17 protein-coding genes are annotated in these 22,089 nt (G+C 71.7%); 5 read left to right on the forward strand and 12 right to left on the reverse strand.

What is annotated here, in order from left to right; genetic code table 11:
- Window positions 1-35: 35 nt before the first annotated feature.
- The gene (locus ABT130_RS27485) at window positions 36-1,061 is read right to left on the reverse strand and encodes an NAD-dependent epimerase/dehydratase family protein (protein ID WP_350915660.1); all 1,026 of its coding nucleotides are present in this window, start codon (window positions 1,059-1,061) and stop codon (window positions 36-38) included.
- 327 nt (window positions 1,062-1,388) lie between these two features.
- On the opposite strand from ABT130_RS27485, the gene ABT130_RS27490 reads away from it, so the two are divergent.
- On the forward strand, window positions 1,389-1,766 hold the full coding sequence (locus ABT130_RS27490; protein WP_350959978.1) for an STAS domain-containing protein: 378 nt from the start codon (window positions 1,389-1,391) through the stop codon (window positions 1,764-1,766).
- A 127-nt stretch (window positions 1,767-1,893) separates the two neighbouring features.
- On the opposite strand, the gene ABT130_RS27495 is transcribed toward ABT130_RS27490, so the two are convergent.
- Together ABT130_RS27495 and ABT130_RS27500 are read right to left on the reverse strand one after the other, a co-directional pair.
- Window positions 1,894-5,418 (reverse strand): SCO7613 C-terminal domain-containing membrane protein, encoded by a 3,525-nt coding sequence (locus ABT130_RS27495; RefSeq protein WP_350959980.1) that lies wholly within the window; start codon window positions 5,416-5,418, stop codon window positions 1,894-1,896.
- A gap of 138 nt (window positions 5,419-5,556) precedes the next feature.
- Window positions 5,557-6,690 (reverse strand): hypothetical protein, encoded by a 1,134-nt coding sequence (locus ABT130_RS27500; protein WP_350959982.1) that lies wholly within the window; start codon window positions 6,688-6,690, stop codon window positions 5,557-5,559.
- Window positions 6,691-6,810: 120 nt separating this feature from the next.
- Here ABT130_RS27500 and ABT130_RS27505 point away from each other — a divergent pair, with 120 nt between their 5' ends.
- Window positions 6,811-7,779: an aldo/keto reductase gene (locus tag ABT130_RS27505; RefSeq protein ID WP_350915654.1), complete on the forward strand. Its 969-nt coding sequence runs from the start codon at window positions 6,811-6,813 to the stop codon at window positions 7,777-7,779.
- A 258-nt stretch (window positions 7,780-8,037) separates the two neighbouring features.
- Here the strand turns inward: ABT130_RS27505 and thpR are convergent, their stop codons facing one another.
- The 4 genes from thpR to ABT130_RS27525 form a co-directional block, all read right to left on the reverse strand.
- Entirely contained in the window at window positions 8,038-8,610 is a 573-nt protein-coding gene (gene thpR, locus ABT130_RS27510; protein ID WP_350959985.1) for an RNA 2',3'-cyclic phosphodiesterase, read from the reverse strand.
- Window positions 8,567-9,871, reverse strand: a complete 1,305-nt coding sequence (locus ABT130_RS27515; RefSeq protein WP_350915650.1) for an MFS transporter — start codon at window positions 9,869-9,871, stop codon at window positions 8,567-8,569. Before ABT130_RS27515 ends, thpR begins: the two co-directional genes overlap by 44 nt.
- Before the next feature lie 131 nt (window positions 9,872-10,002).
- On the reverse strand, window positions 10,003-10,464 hold the full coding sequence (locus ABT130_RS27520; protein ID WP_350915648.1) for a MarR family winged helix-turn-helix transcriptional regulator: 462 nt from the start codon (window positions 10,462-10,464) through the stop codon (window positions 10,003-10,005).
- Window positions 10,465-10,657: 193 nt separating this feature from the next.
- A complete protein-coding gene (locus ABT130_RS27525) occupies window positions 10,658-12,127 on the reverse strand; it encodes an NCS2 family permease (protein ID WP_350915646.1) in 1,470 nt (489 codons plus the stop codon).
- A 131-nt stretch (window positions 12,128-12,258) separates the two neighbouring features.
- Here ABT130_RS27525 and ABT130_RS27530 point away from each other — a divergent pair, with 131 nt between their 5' ends.
- A complete protein-coding gene (locus ABT130_RS27530) occupies window positions 12,259-12,519 on the forward strand; it encodes a DUF2530 domain-containing protein (RefSeq protein ID WP_350915645.1) in 261 nt (86 codons plus the stop codon).
- Between the two features lie 153 nt (window positions 12,520-12,672).
- Here ABT130_RS27530 and ABT130_RS27535 read toward each other — a convergent pair whose 3' ends face one another.
- Window positions 12,673-15,789 carry a sacsin N-terminal ATP-binding-like domain-containing protein gene (locus tag ABT130_RS27535; RefSeq protein ID WP_350959987.1) on the reverse strand — a complete coding sequence of 1,039 codons (3,117 nt, stop codon included), beginning with the start codon at window positions 15,787-15,789 and terminating at the stop codon, window positions 12,673-12,675.
- A gap of 147 nt (window positions 15,790-15,936) precedes the next feature.
- Window positions 15,937-16,758, reverse strand: a complete 822-nt coding sequence (locus tag ABT130_RS27540; RefSeq protein WP_343980863.1) for a DUF3027 domain-containing protein — start codon at window positions 16,756-16,758, stop codon at window positions 15,937-15,939.
- A gap of 169 nt (window positions 16,759-16,927) precedes the next feature.
- Here ABT130_RS27540 and ABT130_RS27545 point away from each other — a divergent pair, with 169 nt between their 5' ends.
- Window positions 16,928-18,538 (forward strand): MFS transporter, encoded by a 1,611-nt coding sequence (locus ABT130_RS27545; RefSeq protein ID WP_350959990.1) that lies wholly within the window; start codon window positions 16,928-16,930, stop codon window positions 18,536-18,538.
- A 36-nt stretch (window positions 18,539-18,574) separates the two neighbouring features.
- Here ABT130_RS27545 and ABT130_RS27550 read toward each other — a convergent pair whose 3' ends face one another.
- Entirely contained in the window at window positions 18,575-18,973 is a 399-nt protein-coding gene (locus ABT130_RS27550) for a cold-shock protein (RefSeq protein ID WP_343982973.1), read from the reverse strand.
- A 90-nt stretch (window positions 18,974-19,063) separates the two neighbouring features.
- A complete protein-coding gene (locus ABT130_RS27555; protein WP_350915639.1) occupies window positions 19,064-19,693 on the reverse strand; it encodes an HAD family hydrolase in 630 nt (209 codons plus the stop codon).
- A 304-nt stretch (window positions 19,694-19,997) separates the two neighbouring features.
- On the opposite strand from ABT130_RS27555, the gene ABT130_RS27560 reads away from it, so the two are divergent.
- Window positions 19,998-20,621, forward strand: coding sequence for a TetR/AcrR family transcriptional regulator (locus ABT130_RS27560; protein WP_350959992.1), 624 nt, complete (start codon window positions 19,998-20,000; stop codon window positions 20,619-20,621).
- 26 nt (window positions 20,622-20,647) lie between these two features.
- Here the strand turns inward: ABT130_RS27560 and ABT130_RS27565 are convergent, their stop codons facing one another.
- Window positions 20,648-21,973 (reverse strand): hypothetical protein, encoded by a 1,326-nt coding sequence (locus ABT130_RS27565; protein ID WP_350959995.1) that lies wholly within the window; start codon window positions 21,971-21,973, stop codon window positions 20,648-20,650.
- Window positions 21,974-22,089: the final 116 nt, after the last annotated feature.

A 22,089-nucleotide genomic window follows, 5' to 3' on the forward strand; every position in this document is an offset into this window, starting at 1 on the left:
ACCGCCGCCACCCCTGTCGCGCTGGAGGGATCGCGTTACCGCGTGACACTACCCGCCAGCCTGCCGACCTTGTCCAGACCGAGATGCCCTTCCTGCGCCAGCCAGCGCAGCGAGTCGGTGACGGTCTCCTGGACCGGCCGCAGCCCCACGCCGAGCGCCTCAAGGGTCGGGGTGTCGTACGCGCGGACCATCGTGACCATCATCTCGACGGCGTCCCTGGTCAGCGGGTAGTCGATCTCCTTGATCAGTTTCATCGCGTCGACCACGGCCGCCGCGCCGCGCAGCACCGAGCGGTGGACCCGGAACCTCCGGCAGCGGTTCCCGGTCACCTCGTCGCAGACGTCGGCGAGCTGCGCCCAGGTGAGGTAGTGCCCGCCCAGCATGAACCGGCGAGGTCCCCGCCCCGGTTCGAGGCAGCGGGCGAGTATGAGAGCCAGATCCCGTACGTCGACGACGCCGACGCCGCCGGCGGTGATCGGCCATCCCTGTTCCAGCCCCGCGCGCAGCCCGTCCATCAGCGCGTCCAGCGCGGGCTGGCACGGTCCGGCGACCGCCGCCGGGTAGACGATCGTGACCGGCATCCCCTGTTCCTGGAGCCGCCTGGCGTAGTGCTCGGCGGAGATCTTGCTTCTGCCGTACTCGTTCCTCGGCGTGGAAAGCGGACTCTCGGTCGTGATCACCGGGCCGGTCGGGGGCACGAAGACGCCGATGCTCGAGATGTGCACGACCGGGTCGAGACCGAGTTCGACGGCCTGCCCGAGGACGTTCTTCGCTCCGGTCACATTCGTACCGGCCAGGTCGCCGACACGGCCGATGACCCCGATTTCCGCGGCGGCGTGAATGACCGCGTCACACTGTTCGAGCCCGTCCCGCACGGCCGCCGTGTCGCGGATATCGGCCCTGTGCAGGGGAACCGGATCCGTCACCCCGACACCGGCCAGCACTTCGCGCGTTCTCTCTGGATTGCGTATGAGAAGAAGCGGCTCGTGCCCGTCGGCGAGAAGCGCGGCGACCGCATGCGAGCCGACGAAACCTGATGCCCCGGTTACCAGAACGCGCATCTTCGAAAGTTAGCGGCAATCCTCACTGGAAGAGAAGGGATAACCCCTCTGGTTCTTAACCATCATTGCCTATTGCCGGAAATCCATCCGGGACGGTTGAGGAATACCCGAATATGTCAGGGCAATAAATCTGGATGCGGTCATTCATCTTCGGCATGGGGTCACGTTCCGGACCGGTCGGCGGCACGGGAGACGAGCGATGGTCCTCGTAGCCGTTACGCACATGTCTCCCGCCCGTCGCCCACCCCGGCGGTCCGGCGGGGTATACCTTGATCAGGTCGGACGACAGCCGAAACCGACAGCTTCACCGGGTGGAAATGCGAGGCGATGAGCAGAGAACTCTCCATCGGCGTCGACCACCACGAGCGTGCCGGCTGCACCGTGATCAGCGTCGCGGGCGATATCGACCGTAACTCCAGCGAGCTACTCAGGGAGACCATCGAGCGGCTGGTCTCCGAATACCGCCCCCGGATCGTCGTCGACGCCCAGAAGATCACTTTCTGCGACTCCACCGGGCTGCGGGTGCTTCTCAGCGGCGTGCGCATGACCTCGGAGGCGGGCGGCTGGTTGCGGCTGGCGGAGGTGTCGGACGTCCTGGAACGTCTTCTGCAGATAACCGGGCTGCACGCCTGGTTTCCCATCGACGCCGACGTGGCGACCTCCCTCGTCCAGGCGACCGGCCGCACCCCGCGCTCTCCCGGCTGAGCCCGGAAAGAAGCGCCGTGTCCCGGCTCCGGGGAGACCGGCGGGACCATACCTCGGGATCACCGCGTCCGGGCTCCGGGAAGGCCGCCGCCGACCGGCGCGGCCGGGATTCGCGGGCCCGGAGCGGTCAGCGCATCCGGCCGACCGCGGCCCGCAGGCGCCGCACGTCCCGCAGGCGCGCCTCGTAGGTCGCGCCGACGGAGACGAGCAGCAGCCCACCCAGCGCCATCGGCACCCACCGGGGCACCAGCACGGCCACCTCCACGAGCCACGGCGCCAGCTCGTGCAGGGCGACGACGGCCAGGGCCAGCCCGCCGAGCACCGCCGGGGCCTGGAGCCGGAACCGGGCACCGGCCAGCAGCATGGCCAGCGAGACCGCTCCGAGCAGCAGCGGCCGGAGCCAGCCAGAACCGGCGAGCAGCGCGAGCGCGCTCGGCACCAGGCTGGAGGCGAGCGCGGAACCGTAGGCGATCCAGGACGACACCTTCCCGCCTCTCGCCCGCCACCAGCCGAACACCAGCAGCACCAGCGAGAACGGCACCGTGTACGCCTCGACCACGCTGACGTCGGAGGCGAGCAGCCGCAGCCAGGAGGCCAGCAGCAGAAACCCCGTCCCCGCGTATCCGGCCCACCGCCGGTCGGGCCGCAGTGCCGTCCCGGTCAGCAGCACACCCGCCATGGCGCAGGCCAGGCTCACCGACGGCAGGCCGTCCGAGGCGAGCGAGCTCCCCGACGGCAGACCGCCCAAGGCGAGCGACAGGCCCGCCGCCGCGAGGGCGTACCCCGCCGCCTCCACCCCCGCCGCGAACCTCGCCCTCCTGAACCGGGCGGCCAGGGCTGCCGCCACGCAGGCCACGGCGAGCAGGCCGAACACCGCGTGCGCGACCGGCCGGTCCAGCGCGAGCCCTCCCGCCAGCGCCTCCCCTCCCGCCAGCAGCGTCGCCAGCCCGGCCGCGACAGGAGCCACCGGCGTCCCCCTGCCCCCGGACCCGGCCGCGACCGGCGTCCCCTGACCACCCGGTCCGGCTGCGACCGGCGTCGCCCGCTCTCCGAGCGCGACCGCCACGGCGACCGCCGCCACGACCGGCAGGACGATCAGGGTGGCGGGCTCGCTCATCAGAGCCCAGGAGATCGCGACGAAGGCGGCCCACAGCGCCGCCACCCCGCCGAACGCCCGACCCGCACCGCCGCGCGCCACAACCCACGCCGGCGGGACGACACCCGCGACGAACAACCCCACCTCCACGCCGTACGGCAGGGCGACCGACACCGGAAGGGCCACCAGCACCGCGGGCCAGGCGAGCACCGCCGCCCTGAGCGCGCCCCGCCACCGCGCGACCTGCCAGGAGATCAGCACCGCCGCCACGGCGACGAGGACGATCACCACCGCGAGCAACGGGTAGCGGCCCGCCGGACCGTCCAAGGCCGTCCACGGGCGTACGAGGGGGCGGTGGAAGGCGAGCGTCGCGGCGACGGCGGTATGCGCGGAGAGGACCGCGAACACGGCCAGCACGGCGCTCAACACCAGCCCGGCGGCCCAGCGGAGATCACCGTCCCGCCGGTCCTTCCCCGTCTCCGGCGCGCTAAAGGCCGCTCGGCTCTCTCCCACCATCGGGCGGCGGAAGACGAGCAGGGCCGCGAGCACCGCGCCGGCCGCCAGGGACAGGGACAGGGCGTCACCGGCGGGGAGCCACCTGGTCCCCGCGCAGACCGCCCAGACCAGGCCGGGCGCCGCCAGCGCGCCCACGACCAGCGAGAGCGCCCCGGCCTCCCGCAGCCTGGCCGTGAACGCCGCCGCACCCCAGGCCGCGAGCAGGACCGCGAGCGCCGCGTACGTGGAGGTCCGATCGGCGAGCGCGGTGGCCAGCGCCACCGCGGACACCGTACCGGCCGCGACCGCGAGGGCCCCCGCCCACCGCAGTCGCCCTGCCAGGGCCGTACCGACCACGAGCGCGACGGCCAGCGCCAGCAGGACCGTGAGGTCCGCCGCGTGCCCCCAGCCGAAGGCGACGGGGGCGACGGCCACCGCGAGCGTCCCGGTGGCGAGCGCGGCGAACCCCATGGCTGCCCGTCCCCGAAGGGCCGCCGAGATGGAGGCGACGGCCAGCAGTCCGGACACGACCGGGAACTGCGGGAACGGCGCGATCAACCGGGCCTCAGCAAAAGCGGGAGATCCCGACCAAACATCGCCAAACCGATGAAACGGCGCGAAAAGGGTGAAGCCCACCGCGGCCGCGAAGGGGAGGGCGGTGAGCGCCGCCAGCACCCCGGCGGAGGCCGCACCGACCGAGCGGACCCTCGGCTCGCCCAGGCCGGGCGCGTACAGCATGACCGCCACCGTGACCAACGCCGCCACGGTGTACGGGACGACCCACCAGGTGTGCGGCAGCATCGGCCAGACGGGCGCGGCCAGGCCCGCCGCCAGCGCGAGCGCCGAGACGGCGGTGACGACCGCGAGACAGCCCGTGTCCCGCACTCCCCGCGCGACCGCCAGCCCCATCACGGCCAGCACGACCAGCAGGACTCCCCTGACCGAGGAGGCCGCGGCCCCGCCGACGGGCAAGGGGCTCAGCAGTTGCAGGAAGGAGCCCAGGAGCCCGTGGCAGACCCCCAGGCCCCACACCATGCCGAAGCAGGCCGCGACCGTCGTCCGCAACCCGCGCCTACCGGCCGGAACGCGCCCAGGCACCTTCCGTGCGAGGTCGCCGGACGTCTCCCGCTCCCCGCTGCGGGCGGCGCGACGGACCAGGAAGGCGGCGTCGGCGGCGGCCGTCACCGCGAGGGCGACGGGGGCGATCCACGACGCCGTCTCGTAGAAGGCCGGCAACAAGAGCGGGAACTGGGCGAGGACGACCGCGACGGGCAGCGGCGTTCTCAGCGGGAGGAGCCGCGAATACCCCGCCATGGCGAGCGCGACCAGGGCGAACAGGAGAGCGGCGTAGTGGGGTCCCGCGAGGCCGTCGGCACCGGCCAGCCCTGTCCGCCAGGCCGCGTAGCCGTCAAGGAAGAGCAACGCGACGCCGAACAACGCGATGGTCTCGGCGGTGGCGACGAGCCCGCGCCTCACCAGGAGCACCGGCGCGGCGAAGGTCAGCCCGGTGACCGCGGCGAGGACCGCGGCCCGTCCGCCGAGGCCCATGCTTCCCCAGCTGACCACCGTGAACACGACGGCGGCGACGACCAGCAGCAGCCCGCCGGCGCCGAGCAGCAGACTCTGCACCGCCCGGGGCGAGAGGTCCCTCCCCGGCCCGGGTGCCGCTCCCGGCCGCTCGGGGAGACCGGCCCCACCCCCACCCCCCGGCGGCCCGGAGAGGGACGCGAGCGGGGCGGGACGTGAGGGTTCGCCCGGGGCCGGTTCCCTGGTCGCCTGGGACGTCTGCCGTATCGGCGGGCCACCACCGACCAGACGGGTCCGCTCCTCGCCCAGCAGGCCGAGGAGGTGGTCCCGGCGTAGCAGAAGCTCCGCCTCGCGGGTGCGCAGCCCGGCGAGGGCGCCGTCGAGCTGCCACAGCTCGGCCGCCACCGGCCCCCGCAGGGGCAGCGCGCAGCTCGGGCAGCGCTCATACGTCCCGGTGAGAGGTGCGGCGCACTCCGGGCAGCTCACCCGCGGCGGGGAGCGGTGGGAGGTGGGTACCGGGATCTCGTCACGCATGGCCAAAGGATGGCGGCCAGGACTTGCGCTTCGCCTGCGCTGTGCTACTCAACCGGGCCTGAGTATCTTCCGGCGGCCATGGCGGCCGGGCTCGCACGGGGCCGGGCGGTGAGCGTTCCGGGAAGACCCGGCCATCTCTCAGCGGGTGTTACGGGCGATCAGGGTGATGGTGCCCGTGGCGCCCGCGGCGATGGCCAGCCAGAGAAGCACGGCCGAGGTCGGCACCCCCGCGTCCTCACCGGTGTCGTCCTGTTCGGCCTTCGCCCCGGCGACCGGCGTGGAGGGCAGTTCGGGATCCGGCGTGGGAGCCGGTGTGGGAGCCGCCCGCCGCAGGGCGGTCGTGGGTTCCGGAGCCGCCTCACGGAGAACCTCCTCGGGCAGCGGCACCTGGTAGACCGGGCTGCGCTTCCCCTCGCTACCGGTCAGCAGGTACCTGCCGTCACGCGTGTAGGTGATCGACTCGGCCTGCTCCAGCTGCGGCATCGTCACCCGGGTGATCTGTTCGCCGGGAGCACGGTAGACCGTGGCGGAGAAGTAGGTCCGGATCACGAAGCTCGACCCGTCGGGGGCGTAGGCGGCGTCGGTGGCCATGATGGGCGCCGGGCCGACCTTGCGGAGCACGTTGACCCTGTCGGTGCGCAGCCGTTTCGGTGCCTCGTAGACGGCGCCGGCGAACTGCTTGGTCACGATGTAGAGGCGCCCGGTGCGGGGGTTCACCATGACGCCCTCCGCGTTGTGCCCGCCGTCCTCGTAGCGGAAGCGGTAGCGCACGGCGGGGACGACGGCGTCGCTCAGCACCGTGGGCTCCGCGACCTTGTATACCGAGATGTCGGGCCAGGCCCCGTCGAAGTTGTCGCCGATGTCCGCGAACCAGAGCACCCCCCGGCCGGTCTTCTGGTCGATGGAGGCGGCCATGCCCTCCCAGTCGCGGGCCTCCGCCCCCCGCAGGGTGAAGGTCGCGCGGGTCTGACCGTTGGGACCGACCGCGTAGAAGACCGGCCCGGCGCCGCTGTCGTTGTGCGTGTAGTAGACGTCCTCGTGGGTCGGCGAGACCGCCAGCCCGCTCGACTCGCTGATCCGGCTGTCCTTGAAGCGAAAGAGCATCCGCTCCTCACCGTCCGCCCGCACCCCCTGCCCCGCGCCCTGACCCGCGTCGGCCCATGCCGCCCGCCCGTCGCCCACCGATGCGCTCTGCCCCGTGAAGGCCATGGCCGCGGTCAGGCCGACCACCGCGAACGCGCGAACCAAGACTTCCCCCGGCTTACTCAGCATCCAGCCATCATGCCCCGGCGGGACCGGCGGGCAGCACAGACGCGACGGGGCCGGCCGACACGGATTTCCCCGCTAATTCCTCTCGCCTGGAGTGCACTCCAGGTATTTAGTGTGGGGCGCATGGAATACACGCAGCTTGGCCGTACCGGCCTGAAGGTCAGCCGCCTCTGCCTGGGCACGATGAACTTCGGCCCCTTGACCTCGGAGGAAGACTCCTTCGCGATCATGGACCACGCCCATGAGCTGGGGATCAACTTCTTCGACACGGCCAACGTGTACGGCTGGAAGAAGGGCGAGGGCATCACCGAGAAGATCATCGGCCGATGGTTCGCCAAGGGAGGCGAGCGCCGCGAGAAGACGGTGATCGCCACGAAGCTCTACGGTGACATGGGCGACTGGCCCAATGAGGGTCGCCTGTCCGCGCTCAACATCCGGCGCGCCGCCGACGCGTCGCTGAAGCGGATGCAGACCGACTACATCGATCTCTACCAGGCACACCACATCGACCGGAACACCCCGTTCGAGGAGTTCTGGGAGGCCATGGACATCCTCAAGCAGCAGGGCAAGATCCTGTACGTGGGGTCGTCCAACTTCGCGGGCTGGCACATCGCCAAGGCCCAGGAGAGCGCGCGGCGGCGCAACACTCTCGGCCTGGTCTCCGAGCAGTCCCACTACAACCTGATCGTCCGCGCCCCCGAGCTTGAGGTCATCCCGGCGGCCGAGGACTACGGCCTGGGTCTGATCCCGTGGAGCCCGCTCGCGGGCGGCCTGCTCGGCGGCATCCTCAAGAAGATCGACAAGGGCCGGTCGGCCTCGGAGCAGATCACCGCCCAGTTGGAGAAGCACCGCGACAAGATCGAGCGCTACGAGGCGTTCGCGGACGAGCTCGGTGTGGACCCGGCCAACCTCGCGCTGGCCTGGCTGCTCCACCAGCAGGTCGTCACCGCGCCGATCATCGGGCCGCGCACGCTCGACCAGCTCGACGGCACCACCAAGGCGCTGGAGATCGCGCTGGACGAGAAGGCCCTGACCCGCCTGGACGAGATCTTCCCCGGCTTCAAGACGGCGCCGGAGGAGTACGCCTGGTAGGCGGTGCCCGAACGGTGACCCCCGCGAGGTCGCCGGGCAAGCCGCCGGTGGGCGGCCAGAGCCCCTGTCCCGCGGATCTCGCCGTGGCCAGGCTCGGTCAGCGGGCCTCTCGTGAGGCGCGGTGACCGACGAGGCCCCGCCTGCAGATCCAAGGGACACGGGGCCTAGGACACGAGTGCGCCGATCACCACGAGGAGCACGAGAAGCACGAGCACCGTGGGCAGCAGCCAGCGACGGGGACGATCCACGCCCTGGAGCCTAGCCCTGCCCACGAGGTGCCCGTGCCGCCAGGTCCCATTCCTCAACCGTTTCGTAGCGGACCCTGGCTCCGAGGTTGCTCCGTATCAGGTGCACCGTCTCCAGTTCCCACTCGGTGCCGGAGAACGGCCCGAACGCCTCGACCAGGGGACCGATGTCCGTCTCGGGGCGGCATCTGGCCAGGCTCAGATGCGGTGCGAACCTCCGGTGCTCCGCCTGTCCGGCTCCGGCGCGGCGCGCCCCGGCCGCCACGGAATCGGCCAGGCGGCCCAGCCGGGGGAGATCACCGCGCAGCCCGGTCCAGAAGACCCGCGCCCTGCCCGCCGAGGGAAACGCGCCGGCGCCGGCGAAGGACAGCGTCATCGGAGCGTGCCGCGCGGCCGCCCTGGCGAGGCGCGTCCGCAGCTCGGGCAGCACCCGGTCGGGCACCTCCCCCAGGAACGCCAGCGTCACGTGCCAGTTCTCCGCGTCCAGCCAGCGCAGCCCCGGCCATCGCACCAGGTGAGGTTCGAGGGCGCGGACGAGCTCATCACGCGCCGGCGCCGGCGGCGGTAATCCCACGAACAGCCGCATGCGACCTCCTGCTGATCAGCCTTGTCAGCATTGTCGCCGCAGCGGCGCCGATCAGGGTGAGCACCCCGCCGATCACGACTCCGGTACGCACCCCGCCCAGCTCGGAGATCCAGCCGAGCAGCGGCGCGCCGAGGGGGGCTCCCCCGGTGAACACGAGCACGTAGATCCCCATCACCCGGCCGCGCATCTCCGGCGAGGTGGCCAGCTGCACGCTGGCGTTGGCCGCGGTGTTTATCGAGATCAGCGCGACGCCGGTGGGCACGAGCAGGATCAGGTAGAGCGGATACCAGGGTGCCAGGCCGCTGGCGATCTGGAACAGGCCGAACGCGACGGCGCCGCCGACCAGCAGGCGCCTGCTCGGCTTGACCCGCCGCGCCGCCACGAGGGCACCCGCCAGCGCTCCGACCGCGAACATGCTGGAGGCGAGCCCGAACGAGGAGGCCCCGGCCCCGAAGACCTCGCGCGCCATCAGCGCTATCGACATCGAGAACGACTGCGTGAACATCGAGACGAAGGCGATCAGCAGTATCGGCATGAGCAGCTCGGAGCGCTCCATCACGTAGCGCAGCCCCTCGCGGAGCTGGCCCTTCCCCCTGGGCACCGGTTCCGGGGTGGTCAGCTGGGAGGTGCGCATCAGCAGCAGCCCGCTGAGCACCGCGGCGAACGACACGAAATTGATCAGAAAGATCGGGCCGGTGCCCCCCAGCGCGTGGATCAGGACACCGGCGACGGCCGGGCCGACCACGCGGGCCAGGTTGAAGCTCGACGCGTTCAGCGCGATCGCGTTGGACAGGTCCTTGCGGCCTACCATCTCGACGACGAACGCCTGCCGGGTCGGTATCTCGACACAGGCGATGAGGCCGAGCATGAAGGCCATCACGTACACCTGCCAGACCTGGGCCGAGCCGGTCACGGTGAGCACACCCATGGTGAGCGCGAGCAGGCCCATCAGCGACTGGCAGACGATCAGCAGCGACCGCTTGGGATAGCGGTCGGCGAGCATGCCGCCCCAGAGGCCGAACAGCAACAGCGGCAGGAACTGCAGCGCGACGGTCAGGCCCAGCGCGGCGGCGCTGCCCTTCGTCAGGTCGAGCACCAGCCAGTCCTGCGCGGTGCGCTGCATCCAGGTGCCGACGTTGGAGACCACGCCTCCGGCCGCGAACAGCCGGTAGTTGTAGACGCGGAGCGACCGGAACATCCCGTCCCGCGTCTCGGGCACGGCCTGGGCCGATCCGCTCTCGGTGGCCTGGAGCTCGTTCACGGTGGCGGCCCTCGCGGCCCGCCGCCGCATCCGCGCCCGCAGTCCGAGCCTTCTCCTGGACTTTCCGCCTGGCACGGCGGACGCCCCGGCGTCACTCGGGACCGCCGGGGCCCCGGGTTCCTCGGGGTCGGCTAGATCCGGCTGAGCTTCTCCAGTATCGGGGCCGCCTGCCTGAGCGTCGCCCTCTCCTCGGGTGTCAGCTCCTTCAGCTGCCGCGTCAGCCACGCCTCCTTGAGACGGCGCTCCTCCTTCAGCAGTGCCGAACCCTGGTCGGTCACGCTCACGGTCACCTGGCGCCGGTCGGTCGGGTGCGGTGTACGCGACACCAGCCCCCGCTCGACCAGCACGGCGATCACGCGGGTCATCGAGGGCGGTTGCACCTTCTCTAGATCGGCCAATTCTCCGGGGGTTATCCCGGAATGCCGTTCCACGGCGGCGAGGGTCGCGAGCTGGGTGGGCGTCAGCGAGTGCACCGCGGCCTGCCTGCGCAGGCGCCTGTTCAGTCGTGCCAGAGACACGCGCAGGGCCGAAGCCAGACCGGCGTCGCTTCGCAGGATCGCGACGTGGTCCTTCCTGGGATGATTCGTTATCATAAGTCATTACCTTTGCTAACTATATACGACTGCACGTGATTCCCTCCAGGGGTTTACTTCTCGACGCGAGCCGTACGGCGCGCCGGACGGCCAGGGCTCGCCAATCTTGGCGTGAAGCAGTCGCCCTTGACACGCGAAAGCCGCCACGGCGACCGACATGGGTCGAGCACCGTGACGGCTTCCGCGCCGATTCTCAGCCCAGGTTGAGCAGGGCCTTGATCGGGCCGAGGGCGAAGTAGACGGCGAACAGCGCCGCGACGATCCACATCAGCGCGTGCAGTTCGCGGGCCTTGCCCTTGATCAGCTTGATCAGCACGAAGGTGACGAAGCCCGCGCCGATACCGGTGGCGATCGAGTACGTGAACGGCATCAGGACGATCGTGAGGAACGCCGGGATGGCGATCTCGTAGTCGGTGAAGTCGATCTCCCGGATCGAAGTCATCATCAGGAAGCCGACCACGACCAGGGCGGGGGCGGCGGCCTCGTAGGGGACGACGGCGACGAGCGGTGAGAAGAAGATCGCCAGCAGGAACAGGGCACCGGTGACGACGCTGGCGAGGCCGGTGCGCGCGCCCTCGCCGACACCCGCGGCCGACTCGATGTAGGTCGTGTTGGAGGAGACGGAGGCCGCGCCTCCGGCCGCCGCGCCGATCGAGTCGACGAGGAGGATCTCCCGGGTCCTGGGCAGGGTGCCGTCCTCCTTGACCAACCCGGCCTGGCTGCCGACGCCCACGATCGTGCCCATGGTGTCGAAGAAGTCGGTGATCAGCAGGGTGAAGATGAGCAGCAGGGCCACGATGACCGAGACCGAGCCGAAGGCGCCGATCGGGTCGAACTCCGCGAACAGCACCAGCGGGTTGTGGAACCCGAAGATCTCCTTGGGCATTTCCGGAACGACGAGCTGCCAGCCCGCCGGGTTGGGGTCCTGGCCCGGCACCGTCGCGGCGCCGACCTTGGTGACGGCCTGGACGATGATCGCGAGAACCGTCGTGGCGACGATGCCGATCAGGATGGCGCCCTTCGTCTTACGCGCCACCAGCACCACCATCAGCAGCAGGCCGACCACGAAGACGAAGATCGGCCAGCTGGCCAGCGAACCCGCGATGCCGAGTTCCAGGGGCGGTCCCGCGGCCACCCGGCGGACGAAGCCCGAGTCCACGAAACCGATCAGGGCGATGAACAGGCCGATGCCGACGCTGATCGCGGTCTTGAGCTGGGGTGGGATGGCGTTGAACACGGCGGTGCGGAACCCGGTCAGCACCAGGATCCCGATGATCACGCCCTCCAGGAACACCAGGCCCATCGCCGACTCCCAGGACATCTGCGAGGCGATGCCGAAGGTGACGAAGGCGTTCAGGCCGAGGCCCGCGGCCATCGCGAAGGGGACCTTGCCGATGACCCCCATCAGGATGCTGAGCACTCCCGCCACAAAGGCGGTACCGGCCGCGACGAGCGGGACGTTGGGCACACTTCCGTCGCCGATGAACTGGCCCTCGACGTCCGGGACGGTAGCGATGATCAGAGGGTTGAGCACGACGATGTAGGCCATCGTGAAGAACGTGGCGAACCCACCACGCACCTCCCGACCCACGGAGGAGCCCCGGTCGGAGATGTGGAAGAAACGGTCAAGTCCACTTATTTGGGAGGTTTTACTATCTTTCACTCACGCAGAGTGACAGCGAGTGCCTCTTTCGGGAAGACCCGGTTGCCGATGGTGATGGTTTCGAGATGGATTCGCGCCTTCACGTAATCCGTTTTGCGAACAGTGAGACACCGTCGCCTAGTCTGGAGCACGTGAACCAGCCACGACGCCCGGATCTGCAGCCGTTGAAGACCAACGACACGCTCACGATCCTCACGGGTACGGGTCTGTGGGCCGTCGCCCTGGTCGTCCTCCTGGTCGTGCAGCCGGACCCCGAGCACCGCTGGTGGATCTGGATGTGCGTGTCGGGCATCTGTGGCGGCCTTTTCGGCCTCTGGTTCGTACGCCGCCGCGACAGCCGCCTCCCGCCCCCGTCCGAGGGTCCGATCGAGCCCACCACGGCGACCTTCTGAGCCGCTCGGCCGGTCCCCGTGCCGGCCACGCCCGCGCCGATTCCGGCAGCGTGCCCGGAACCGGTGCGAGCGTGACCTGACGAAGCTCGGCGGACGTGTCACCCGGCGCGCGCCCGAGACGATATCGTCCAGGCCGGGCCCTACGTCGAGCCCCTAGGTCGAGGCGGTCCAGCTGTCCAGGTCGGCCTCGGCGAGCAGCAGCGGCACCGCCGCGGGATCGCGCAGCAGCGCCGCCACCGCGAGCCGGTCGCCCCACTGGCCGGACGCCCAGGCGAGCCCGCGCGCCAGCCCCTCCACATCCGAGGCGTGCACCGTGCCCTCGAAGAACCGCCAGGCCGCGGGGACACCGTCCACCAGCAGCCGCTCGTGCGCCACGTAGCTCGCGGGCGCGGTCGGCAGCAGCGACCGTACAGCGGGCGGGACGTCGCGGACCTCGCCCGAGGACGTCACCTCCCCGGCCGCCTCCTCACCGGCCAGCGGCAGGTCGAGCAGCTCGGAGAGCGCCTCCGCCAGGTCGAACGGGGCCAGGATCAACGGCCGTCCCGCGACGAGCGGCAGCAGGTCGGGCGCCTCGACCACGACCGGCTCGCCCGCGCCCTCGTTCCCCGAACCGGCGTCGGCGGACACCGGCCGGCCGTCAGCGGCGTCGACGACGACGATCTCGTCACCCAGGACCGCGCGGACGGCGCGCGGGGGCGCGACGCGGGCGGGGTCGACGGCGGCGAGGGCCACCCACAGGGAGCGGAGCTGCGCCCGGTCGACCTCCACGGAGGGGTCGCCCAGCAGATCGAGCAGCTCGTCCGGACCTCCGTGGGAGGCGAGCAGGTCGGCCAGCGTGCTCCGGACGCCGATCATCGCCAGCGCGGCCTCGTCGACATCCGCCGGGGCGTCCCCGTACAGGCCGAACAGCAGCGGGTCACCCGCCGGGAGCCGCAGCTGCGTGGGGCGCCTGCCGCCGAGCACCGGGTGCGTGGAGAGCCACCACGCGGTGTAGGACGGGACCTCCACGATCTCCCCCGACACCAGGATCCGCAGCGGGTGCAGTACCGAGCGGAGCGGCGGGCGGGACAGCAGGGCGAGGGCGGCGGGCCAGTCGGCGACGTACTCCAGGTCCCGGACCGCGGAGAACTCCCGGGCGACCGGCGGCACGTTCATCTCGGGCAGCAGGTCGAGGACCGTCTCCAGCCACTCGTCCTCGCGGTCGAGGTCGTGGTCGCACTCGTCCGGGTCGATCATCACGTCGTGATCGTTGACCACGGCGAAGCCGTCGAGCACCCCGACCGCGGCGAGTACCCTCCGGCCGTACCGCTCGACCAGCTCGGGCGCGGCGGTGCCGAAGTGCGTCTCCGCGTCGAGCAGCCCGGCCAGCGCCCCGTCGGCGAGGAGCAGTTCGCCCGCCGGGTACAGCTCACCGTCGGCGCCGCGCAACGCCAGCTCGGCCAGCCAGGGCGCGTCGCCCGCGGTCAGCCCCGCAGCGTCGACCAGCGCGAGCACCGCCTGGGCCACCGGTTCCGGGTCGGGGCTTTCCAGCGACTCCGAGACGGCGGAGCGGGTCAGCGGATCCTCCAGGACCGTGCGGGGAGTCGCCTCACCCGCGCCGAGCCTGAGCAGGAGGGGGTGGGCCGCATCCGGGTGCACCACGCGCAGCCCGAGCGGGGCGAGGACCGCCGGATCCAGCGCGGAGCCGTCGGTCAGCAGCAGCGTGCCGCGCGGCCCCCTGACCAGGCGGCCGTCGGCGAGCGGCACCGGCAGCGCGCCGAGTGCCTCCGGGTCGTCGGCGGGCAGCACCTCGTACAGCGACCGCCACCAGGCCGGATCCCTGTCCTTGACGGCGTCGCCGGAGAGCATGTCCACGATGTCGGAGAGCTGCACCCGCCTGACGCCGAGCGCGTTGATCGCCGGATGCCGTGACGGCCACCCCGCGGGCAGCAGCCCGCCGATCATCGGAGCGACCCTCTCCAGCAGCTCGGCCGTGGCCGTGACCACGGACGCCTGCCGCCCCGAGATGACCAGGTCCGCGCCGACCGCGGGCGGAGCCCAGGCCGCGCCGGCGCTCTCCGCGAGGTCGTCGGGAAGCAGGGGCGAGGCTCCGGCCTCGGAACCCTGGTCGGCCGGCAGCGAGAGCGCGGGGAGCAGCGGGGCGTCCGGGAGCCTGCGCAGGATCGCCCGGCGGATGCTCGCGTCAAGCTCGCCCTTGCCCATCAGGCCGGGGACGAGGTCGAGGAGCCGGGGCGTCCGCGGCAGGCCGGTGAGCAGTTCCAGGTAGGTGTCCGCGGCGCGCTCGACCAGGAAGTCGGCCAGCGGACCCGGTGCGACGTGCCGCCGGTCGGTGGCCATCGGGAACGAGGCGATCAACAGCGCGGGCAGGTCAAGCGGCTCGTCACTCGGCGTGGGCGCGTGCACCACGGGCGGCACCGGCGCGGGCAGCGGCCGGGGCTCCCCGGTCGCCTCGCTCACGGGTACGGCCCAGCGGACCAGCCAGTGCGGCCGGGAGCGCTCCTCGGTCGGGCGGTCGGCGAAGAGCTCGGCCATCTGCTCGGGGGTGAACCGCCCGGAGGCCGAGACGACCTTCCAGCCCTCCGCGGTGACAATCCTCGTCTCCCCGTCCAGGTCGACCTCGATCACCTCCAGAGCGGGCAGGCCCAGCAGCAGAGCCGGGCTGGTCTCCCGCAACATCGCTCTGACCGCGTCCTCGGCCGCCCTGTCCCGGAGCGGCAGCCGCACGAGCGTGTCGAACCCGGCGGGGATCTCGACCGGGCCGGCGGGGAAGGGCAGGCGCAGCAGCGGGACGTGCCCACCGCGCTCGGCGAGCTCCTTGGCCAGCTCGGGCTCGGCGGCCACCAGGGCGGCGGTCTGGTCGCGGGACCAGCGGACGACCCCTGAGCCGAGCGAGCCGATCACCGGTTCGTCGCAGACCGACACCACGGCCGCGAACCCGACGCCGAACCGGCCGGCCGCGTGGGCGTCGCCGCGCTTGGCGGAGACGCGCAGCGTGGACAGCGCCTCGATCCCGTGGGCGTCGATGGGAGCGCCGATGTTGGCCGCCGACAGCACACCCTCGCGCAGCGAGAGACGTAGCCTTCCCGGCACCCCGGCGCGGAGCGCGGCGTCCGCGGCGTTCTGGGCGAGCTCGACGATCAGCCGGTCACGGTAGCCGCCGAGCGCGAAGTCCTCCTCCGCGTTGGCGTCCTCGCGGAAACGCGCGGGCGACGCCTTCCAGGCGGCCAGGACGGTGGAGCGCAGTCGTTCGGTGCCGAAGATGTCAGTCAAGGCGATCTTCCAAAGGTCGGGGCCCACGCGGCCAGGCACCCCGGCCGGGACACCACGGGAACCGCGCCCGAACGGCGGCGGCCGGGCGGACCGCTGGGATGGGCGGCGGGGGCGGCTGCGGGGCGGAACAGACCCGGCGGCGCCGGGTCAGGAGTGACCGAGCGGCTCGGAGGCCGTATCGTCCACCGACCCGGTCAGGTCGGGTTCCGGGACGTCCTCGGCGGTGTCGTACGAGAGCGAGAGATCGTCGAGGATCGGCGCGGTCGGCTCGACCTGGTGCGGCAGCACCGCGGCCTCGGAGTGCGCGCCGCAGCCGTGGTCGGCGGCGACCACCCGCCCGTCGTCGGGGGCGTACTCGTTCGCGCAGACGCCGAAGCCGGTACGCAGCGCACCCGCGAGCGGCCAGTAGAAACCGCAGGTGGAGCACTGGGCGGGGGCGGCGTGCGCGAGCGGGGTGTGCGGCCCCGACTCGCCGGAGTGCCAGCGCCGCACGGCTCGGTCGCGGCCGATCGGAGAGAGCACCCGGGCCCGGCCGAGGCCGTACTCGAAGATCATCTGCTGGTCGGAGTCGTCACCGGTCTCGGTGAAGCCGGGCGCGAGCCGGTCGTCGTCCTCCGAGGTGGGCAGCAGGTCGCCCACGCCGAGGTCCCCCGGGCGGAGACGATCGCTCCAGGGCACCCACTGCGGCGGCATCAGCGCGCCCGCCCCCGGCAGGAGCACGACCTCGCTGACCGTCACGTTGCGTGCCCGCGAGGCGCGGGCGACGGTGACGGCCCAGCGCCAGCCGCGGTAGGCGCGGTCGAGACATGCGAAGTAGTGGGTGACGACACGGTCGCCCTCGCCCTCGACCCCGAGGTGCTCGCCCACATCGCCCGGCCTGACGTTCTCCTCGACCGCGGCACGGGCCAGGTCGACGGCCGCGACACACGCCTGGTCAAGGACCACGGCGCGGGATCGAGTCCGGCTCACGAGTCGTCTCCCGTCAGCCCCGCAGCACGACGGCTGCTGTCCCTACTGGCTCGCTCGCTCACTGCGCTCACAGTTCATTCTCACCCATGACCGGAGCGAACGGCACCGCGGACTCCCGTTAGCCCGGGGAGTGACCAGGCGCACCGGACAACTCCCCCACCCTTCGGGTATGACTGGATACGTGGCAGCTGGGTGGGAGCGGGTTCGCAAGACGGTGAGTGACGCCTCTCGACAGGTCGGCAGGTCGGCCGCCGCCGCAGGCCGAGCGGGCGCGCGCGCCGGCCGGGGCACGGGCCGGGCGACGACGCGGGCGGCCCTGGGCGCGGTCAACGGTACCCAGCGAGTGGGCAGGGCCGCGCGACGGCTGACCCACGCCCAGGGCGCGGGCCGCACCGGGCTGGGCCAGCTGATCGAGCTGACCGCCGCGCACAGCGCGGGTGACGCCCTGGTCACCGCGGCCCTGGCCGGGACGCTCTTCAAGCTCCCGGTGAACGAGGCCCGCGGCCAGGTCGCTCTCTACCTGCTGATCACGATGATTCCGTTCGTGGTGGTCGCGCCCTTCGTCGGCCCGGTCCTCGACCGGTTTCGCTCGGGGCGGCGCTTCGTGATGGCCGGCACCCTCTTCGGCCGCGGGCTGCTCTGCTTCGCGATGGCGGCGGCGATCGTCCCCGGCGACGTGTTCACGATCTTCCCGGCGGCGCTGGCCGTGCTGGTGCTGTCGAAGGCGTACAACGTCTCCCGCGCGGCGATCATGCCGAGCGTGCTGCCCGCAGACATCGCGCTGGTCACAGCCAACGCGAGGGTCGCCCTGTTCGCACTGGTCACGGCCGGCGTCGCGGTACCGGTCGGCGCGGGCGTCAGCGCCTGGCTCGGCGCCGAGTGGGTGCTGCGCGGGGCGACGGTGCTCTTCCTGCTCCAGGGTGTGCTGGCCGTACGGCTCCCGCGCCACGTCGACTCCCCCGACCTGGAGGAGCTGGACGAGAGCGGCGAGGAGCGGCCGCACCGCTGGCGCACGATGCTGAACGTGGGCCCGGTGGTGGCCGAGGCGATGTGGGCCAACGTGGCCATCCGCCTCTACTCCGGGTTCCTCCTCTTCTACCTGCTCTTCCTCGTGCAGGACAGGAACCTGCCCGGCCTTCCGCCGACGGTCGCCATCGGTGTGCTGGCCGTGGCCGCCGGTGCCGGCGGGCTGGCGGGCACGGCCGTGGCCTCCTGGGTGCGCAACCACTCCCCGCAGGTCATCGTGCTGGCCACGCTCGCGGTGACGACCACGATCACGGTGCTGGCCGCGGTCGTCTTCCAGCTGTGGAGCGCGGTGGCGGTCGCGCTGGTGGCCGCCTTCGCCCAGGGCCTGGGCAAGCTCGCGCTGGACGCGATCGTGCAACGGGAGATCGGCGAGGAGGTGCGCTCGTCCACGTTCGGCGTGGTGGAGGCCTTTCTGCAGATCTCCTGGGTGCTGGGCGGCCTGATCGGGCTGCTGCTCTCGCTGTTCGCCGGCGGATCGGCCGGGCTGGCCCTGATGACCGTGGTGCTGGCGGGCTCGCTCGGCTGGCTGCTGGTCCGTCGCCGCAGGCGGGTCCGGGAGGTGGACGCCAGGGTCAAGGCCGCCCGGGGTCCGGGCACGCCTCGTCCCACCGAAGGTACAGAGCGGTTCGCACGGGACGGGGTGTCCGCCGAGTGGGTCAGGCCGCGGGCCGCGGGGACGGCCACAGTGGTCGTGCGGCCTGAGAACGCCCCCACGGAGAAGCGGACCAGACCGCTGACCACCCCCCACGGCTGAGCCGGGGCACGCGGGGGGCGGGCGGTCGGCGGGCTGTCAGTCGTCCAGGTCGTCGGCCACCGCCCGGAGCACGGCAGCGATCTTCTTCGCGTGCGTGGCCTCGGGGTGTTTGCCCTTCTGGTACGACATGGAGACCGTGTCCAGGAGCTTGATCAGGTCTTCCACGATGACGACCATCTCGTCGGGCTTCTTGCGCTTGCCCTTGGGCTTGGCGGTCTTGGCGAGCGTGGGGGGCTGGTCGATCACTCGAACCGAGAGCGCCTGCTGGCCGCGGCGCCCCTCGGCCACACCGAACTCGACCTTCTGGCCCGGCTTGAGGGAGTCCACGCCGGAGGGCAGCGCGGAAGAATGCACGAAGACCTCACCGCCGTCGTCGCGGGTGAGGAAACCGAAACCCTTGTCGGCGTCGTACCACTTGACCTTGCCACTCGGCACAGGGGTGACCTCGTTCAGACTGTCGTGAAAAGGAATGGATGTAGGTTATGCCCAGCGGGCGCCGAGAGCGACCGTGTATTGGGGCCCGAATTACACAAGAGCCGTGGGAGTTCGCCAGCCGTCGAACCATTCGGCGAACTCGGTCAGATCGCCCAGGATCACATCTGCTCCGTGATCACGCAGTTCCACCGCCGGATAGACGCCCGTTGCCACCGCCACGCTGACGGCTCCTCCCGCTCGCGCCGCCTCGATGTCCGCGACATGATCTCCAACATAGGCGGCGGCGCCGAAAGTCGCGAGCGCGGGCCCCTTGGCCGCCCCGAAGACCGATCCGACGAGCTCGTCCACTTCCAGGCCGAGGAACTCGACGGTGTGCGCCGCGTCGCGGGCGTTCTTCCCCGTCACCACGGTGACCCTGCCCCCGGCCCGCCGTACCGCGTCGACCGCCTCGCGCGCACCGGGCATGAGGGTGGTGACCGGGACCGCGATCGACGGGTAAAGCCGCCGGTAGACGTCGGCCGCCGCGGGGACCTCGGCGGCGGGCATCCAGTTGGCCAGTTCCCACTCCAGCGGCGGCCCCAGCCTGGCCAGCACGGCGCCGCTGTCGATGAAGAAGCCGGTGCGCAACGCCACCTCGTCGTAAACGGCGGCGATGCCCGCGCGGGTGTCGGCAAGCGTCAGATCGAGGTCGAATCCCACCGAGTTCATCGGGTCACTCACCGCTCCTTGTCGGCTACTCGAAGAGGTTTCTTCGAGAAGCCCTCAAAGAATGCCAAATCCCCCTAAATATGGCCAATCCCAAGTGTTGTACATGACGCCGCCCACTGTGGAACCCTGCACCGGAAGGATTTACTTATCCGCCGGCAAACGGTCCCTCCCCGGACGGTTCCCCCTGAGCGCCCGACGGTCGGCACGCCCTCTCGGCGAGTCGGCAGGCGTGCCCTCGCAACGGGCTTGGACCGGCGCGGTGCGACCCGGCATGGTCGGCACTGGATAGGGTCATGGTGGAGGTATCGGCAGAGAAATGACCAGATCAACGCGCGAGCGGATCATCGACGAGGCCCTGCGACTGTTCGCCGAGCGGGGCTACTCGGCAACCTCGGTGGCCGAGATCGAGGCCGCCTCCGGGCTGTCACCGGGCGCCGGTGGTCTCTACCGGCACTTCAAGTCCAAGTACGAGGTGCTGGCCGCGGCGGTGAACGAGCACGCGGCCAGGACACGGGCGCAGATCGCCGAGAGCCTGGCCGAACTCAGCGTCGTCGACACCTCGATCGAGATCGAGGAGCGGCTGGCCCAGCTGTGCAGGTCCGGGCTGGCCAAGGTCCGCGAGGAGAGAGACCTCACGCGCGTGTTCTTCCGCGACCTGAGCCAGTTCCCCGAGCTGGTCGCGACCGTACGCGACGGCCTCCTGCAGCCCATGTTCGACGCGATCACCACCTGGTTTCGCGCCCAGCCCGAGTACGCCGGGGCCGATGCCGACTGGCCCGCCATCGGTGCCGTACTCGGCGGGGCGGTGGTCCATTACCGGCTGTTCGAGGAGACCGTGGGCGAACCCCCCGGCCGCGCGGAGCGCGACCGTTTCGTCGCGGCCTGGGTGTGCCTCGCGCTCGGCCTGCTGCCCCGGCCGGCGGTCCAGGCCATCGGCTGAGAGCCCCCGGCGCGGCCCGCGGAGCGTCACCTGCCTCCCCGCCCCGCGATGACCTCGGGATCGAGCAGGCGGCAGGCCAGCCAGAAGACCCCCCATGCCGCGCCCAGCAGGAACATGAGCCCGCTGATGCCGAAGAACTCATCCACCACGGTGCCGAGGTCGTTCCTGGCCCGGACGAGGGCGACCAGGCCGCCACCGAGGGTGTAGCTCACGATCGGAGCGGCCAACCCGAGCACCTTGTCAGAGGTGTGCCAGCTCTGGCAGGCGATCACGACGAGCACCGCGACGGCCCAGACCAGCACCGGGATCCGGAAGATCGCGATCGGCGCGAGGGGGATGGGGATCAGCAGCCCGGCCAGGGCCAGCAGGCCCATGCCGACCGTCTCACGCCGGTGGCTCAGCAGGATCGCCCGGGTGTCACGCGCGGCGGGGGCGACGTCCTCCCGCGACCGGGCCGGGCTCCACCGGCGCGGCCACCCCCGCTGACCGCGTACCCGCCGCCTGGCCAGTAGCTCCTCCGCCTCCCGCATGCCCCTGACCACACCGGGCGGCAGCTGGCCCCGTGACCCCGTGTCCTCCGGCCTCCCACCCGGCGCTTCCGGCGACGCCCCTTCCACCGCCTCCGGCCGAGCCGTTCCCGATGCCGCGGGTGCCGCGGGTGCGGCCTCCCGCGCCTCAGGCGGGGCTCCCTGCGCTTCCTGCGGTGAAAGATCCCGTATGAGTGGTATCTCCTCGGTCGGCGGATCGCCCTCCACGATGTCCTCCCACTCGTCCACGGAGTCCTCTCCACCGCCCGATCCGCCACCCGGGTCGTCGTCGGGGGCGACCGGTGACGCCCCCTGGTCCTTTCGCCCTGACCCGTGAGCGGCCGAGAGGCCGGGATCGCCCGGTGCGGGCTCGGCGGCATCCGAGGGGACTCCCGTCGAGGCGTACGGATGCCCCCGCACGGGCCGGCGGGGAGCGGGGACACCGAGATCGCCCGGTGCGGTCTCGCCGGGGTCCCGCGCCTCGCGGCCGGCCGCACCGGAATCCGCCGGATCGGAACCGGGGACGGAGTCGTCCGGTGTGGGCGCGGCAAGAGGCATGGCCGGAGCGACGACGCCCGCGGCCCGGGAGCGCGGCTGGGCGCCCAGGCGGCGCAGCTCGCGGCGGACCAGTGCGGCGGGGTCACCGAACCGGGCCAGCACCCTCTCCACCGCGGCCGGATCGTCCGTTCCCGCCCGCTCGGCGTCGATCCGCCTGCGCAGCACCGCGACGAAGTCGATCCGCTGCCTCGGCTGCAGCACGCCCTGGGCGGCGTCGGCCGCCTTGCTGACGTAGTCCAGGACGAGCTGGTCGGCACGCTCGGTCACACTGGCCATCCTCTCTCGACATCGTCTCGCTCGTGAGCTTCTTCCCCCATTCACCCCCCGTCACGTGATCGATTCACACCCTTTGTGTGATCACGGAATTCGCTCAGGCCGCATGA

It is taken from the genome of Streptosporangium sp. NPDC001681 (genome assembly GCF_040298085.1).
Classification (GTDB): Bacteria; Actinomycetota; Actinomycetes; order Streptosporangiales; family Streptosporangiaceae; genus Streptosporangium.

Bases quoted from the DNA above. Each gene is read 5' to 3' on its own strand.
- ABT130_RS27485 (WP_350915660.1), bottom strand. From the start codon at position 1,061: ATGCGCGTTCTGGTAACCGGGGCATCAGGTTTCGTCGGCTCGCATGCG.
- ABT130_RS27490 (WP_350959978.1), top strand. From the start codon at position 1,389: ATGAGCAGAGAACTCTCCATCGGCGTCGACCACCACGAGCGTGCCGGC.
- ABT130_RS27495 (WP_350959980.1), bottom strand. From the start codon at position 5,418: ATGCGTGACGAGATCCCGGTACCCACCTCCCACCGCTCCCCGCCGCGG.
- ABT130_RS27500 (WP_350959982.1), bottom strand. From the start codon at position 6,690: ATGCTGAGTAAGCCGGGGGAAGTCTTGGTTCGCGCGTTCGCGGTGGTC.
- ABT130_RS27505 (WP_350915654.1), top strand. From the start codon at position 6,811: ATGGAATACACGCAGCTTGGCCGTACCGGCCTGAAGGTCAGCCGCCTC.
- thpR (WP_350959985.1), bottom strand. From the start codon at position 8,610: ATGCGGCTGTTCGTGGGATTACCGCCGCCGGCGCCGGCGCGTGATGAG.
- ABT130_RS27520 (WP_350915648.1), bottom strand. From the start codon at position 10,464: ATGATAACGAATCATCCCAGGAAGGACCACGTCGCGATCCTGCGAAGC.
- ABT130_RS27545 (WP_350959990.1), top strand. From the start codon at position 16,928: ATGACTGGATACGTGGCAGCTGGGTGGGAGCGGGTTCGCAAGACGGTG.
- ABT130_RS27560 (WP_350959992.1), top strand. From the start codon at position 19,998: ATGACCAGATCAACGCGCGAGCGGATCATCGACGAGGCCCTGCGACTG.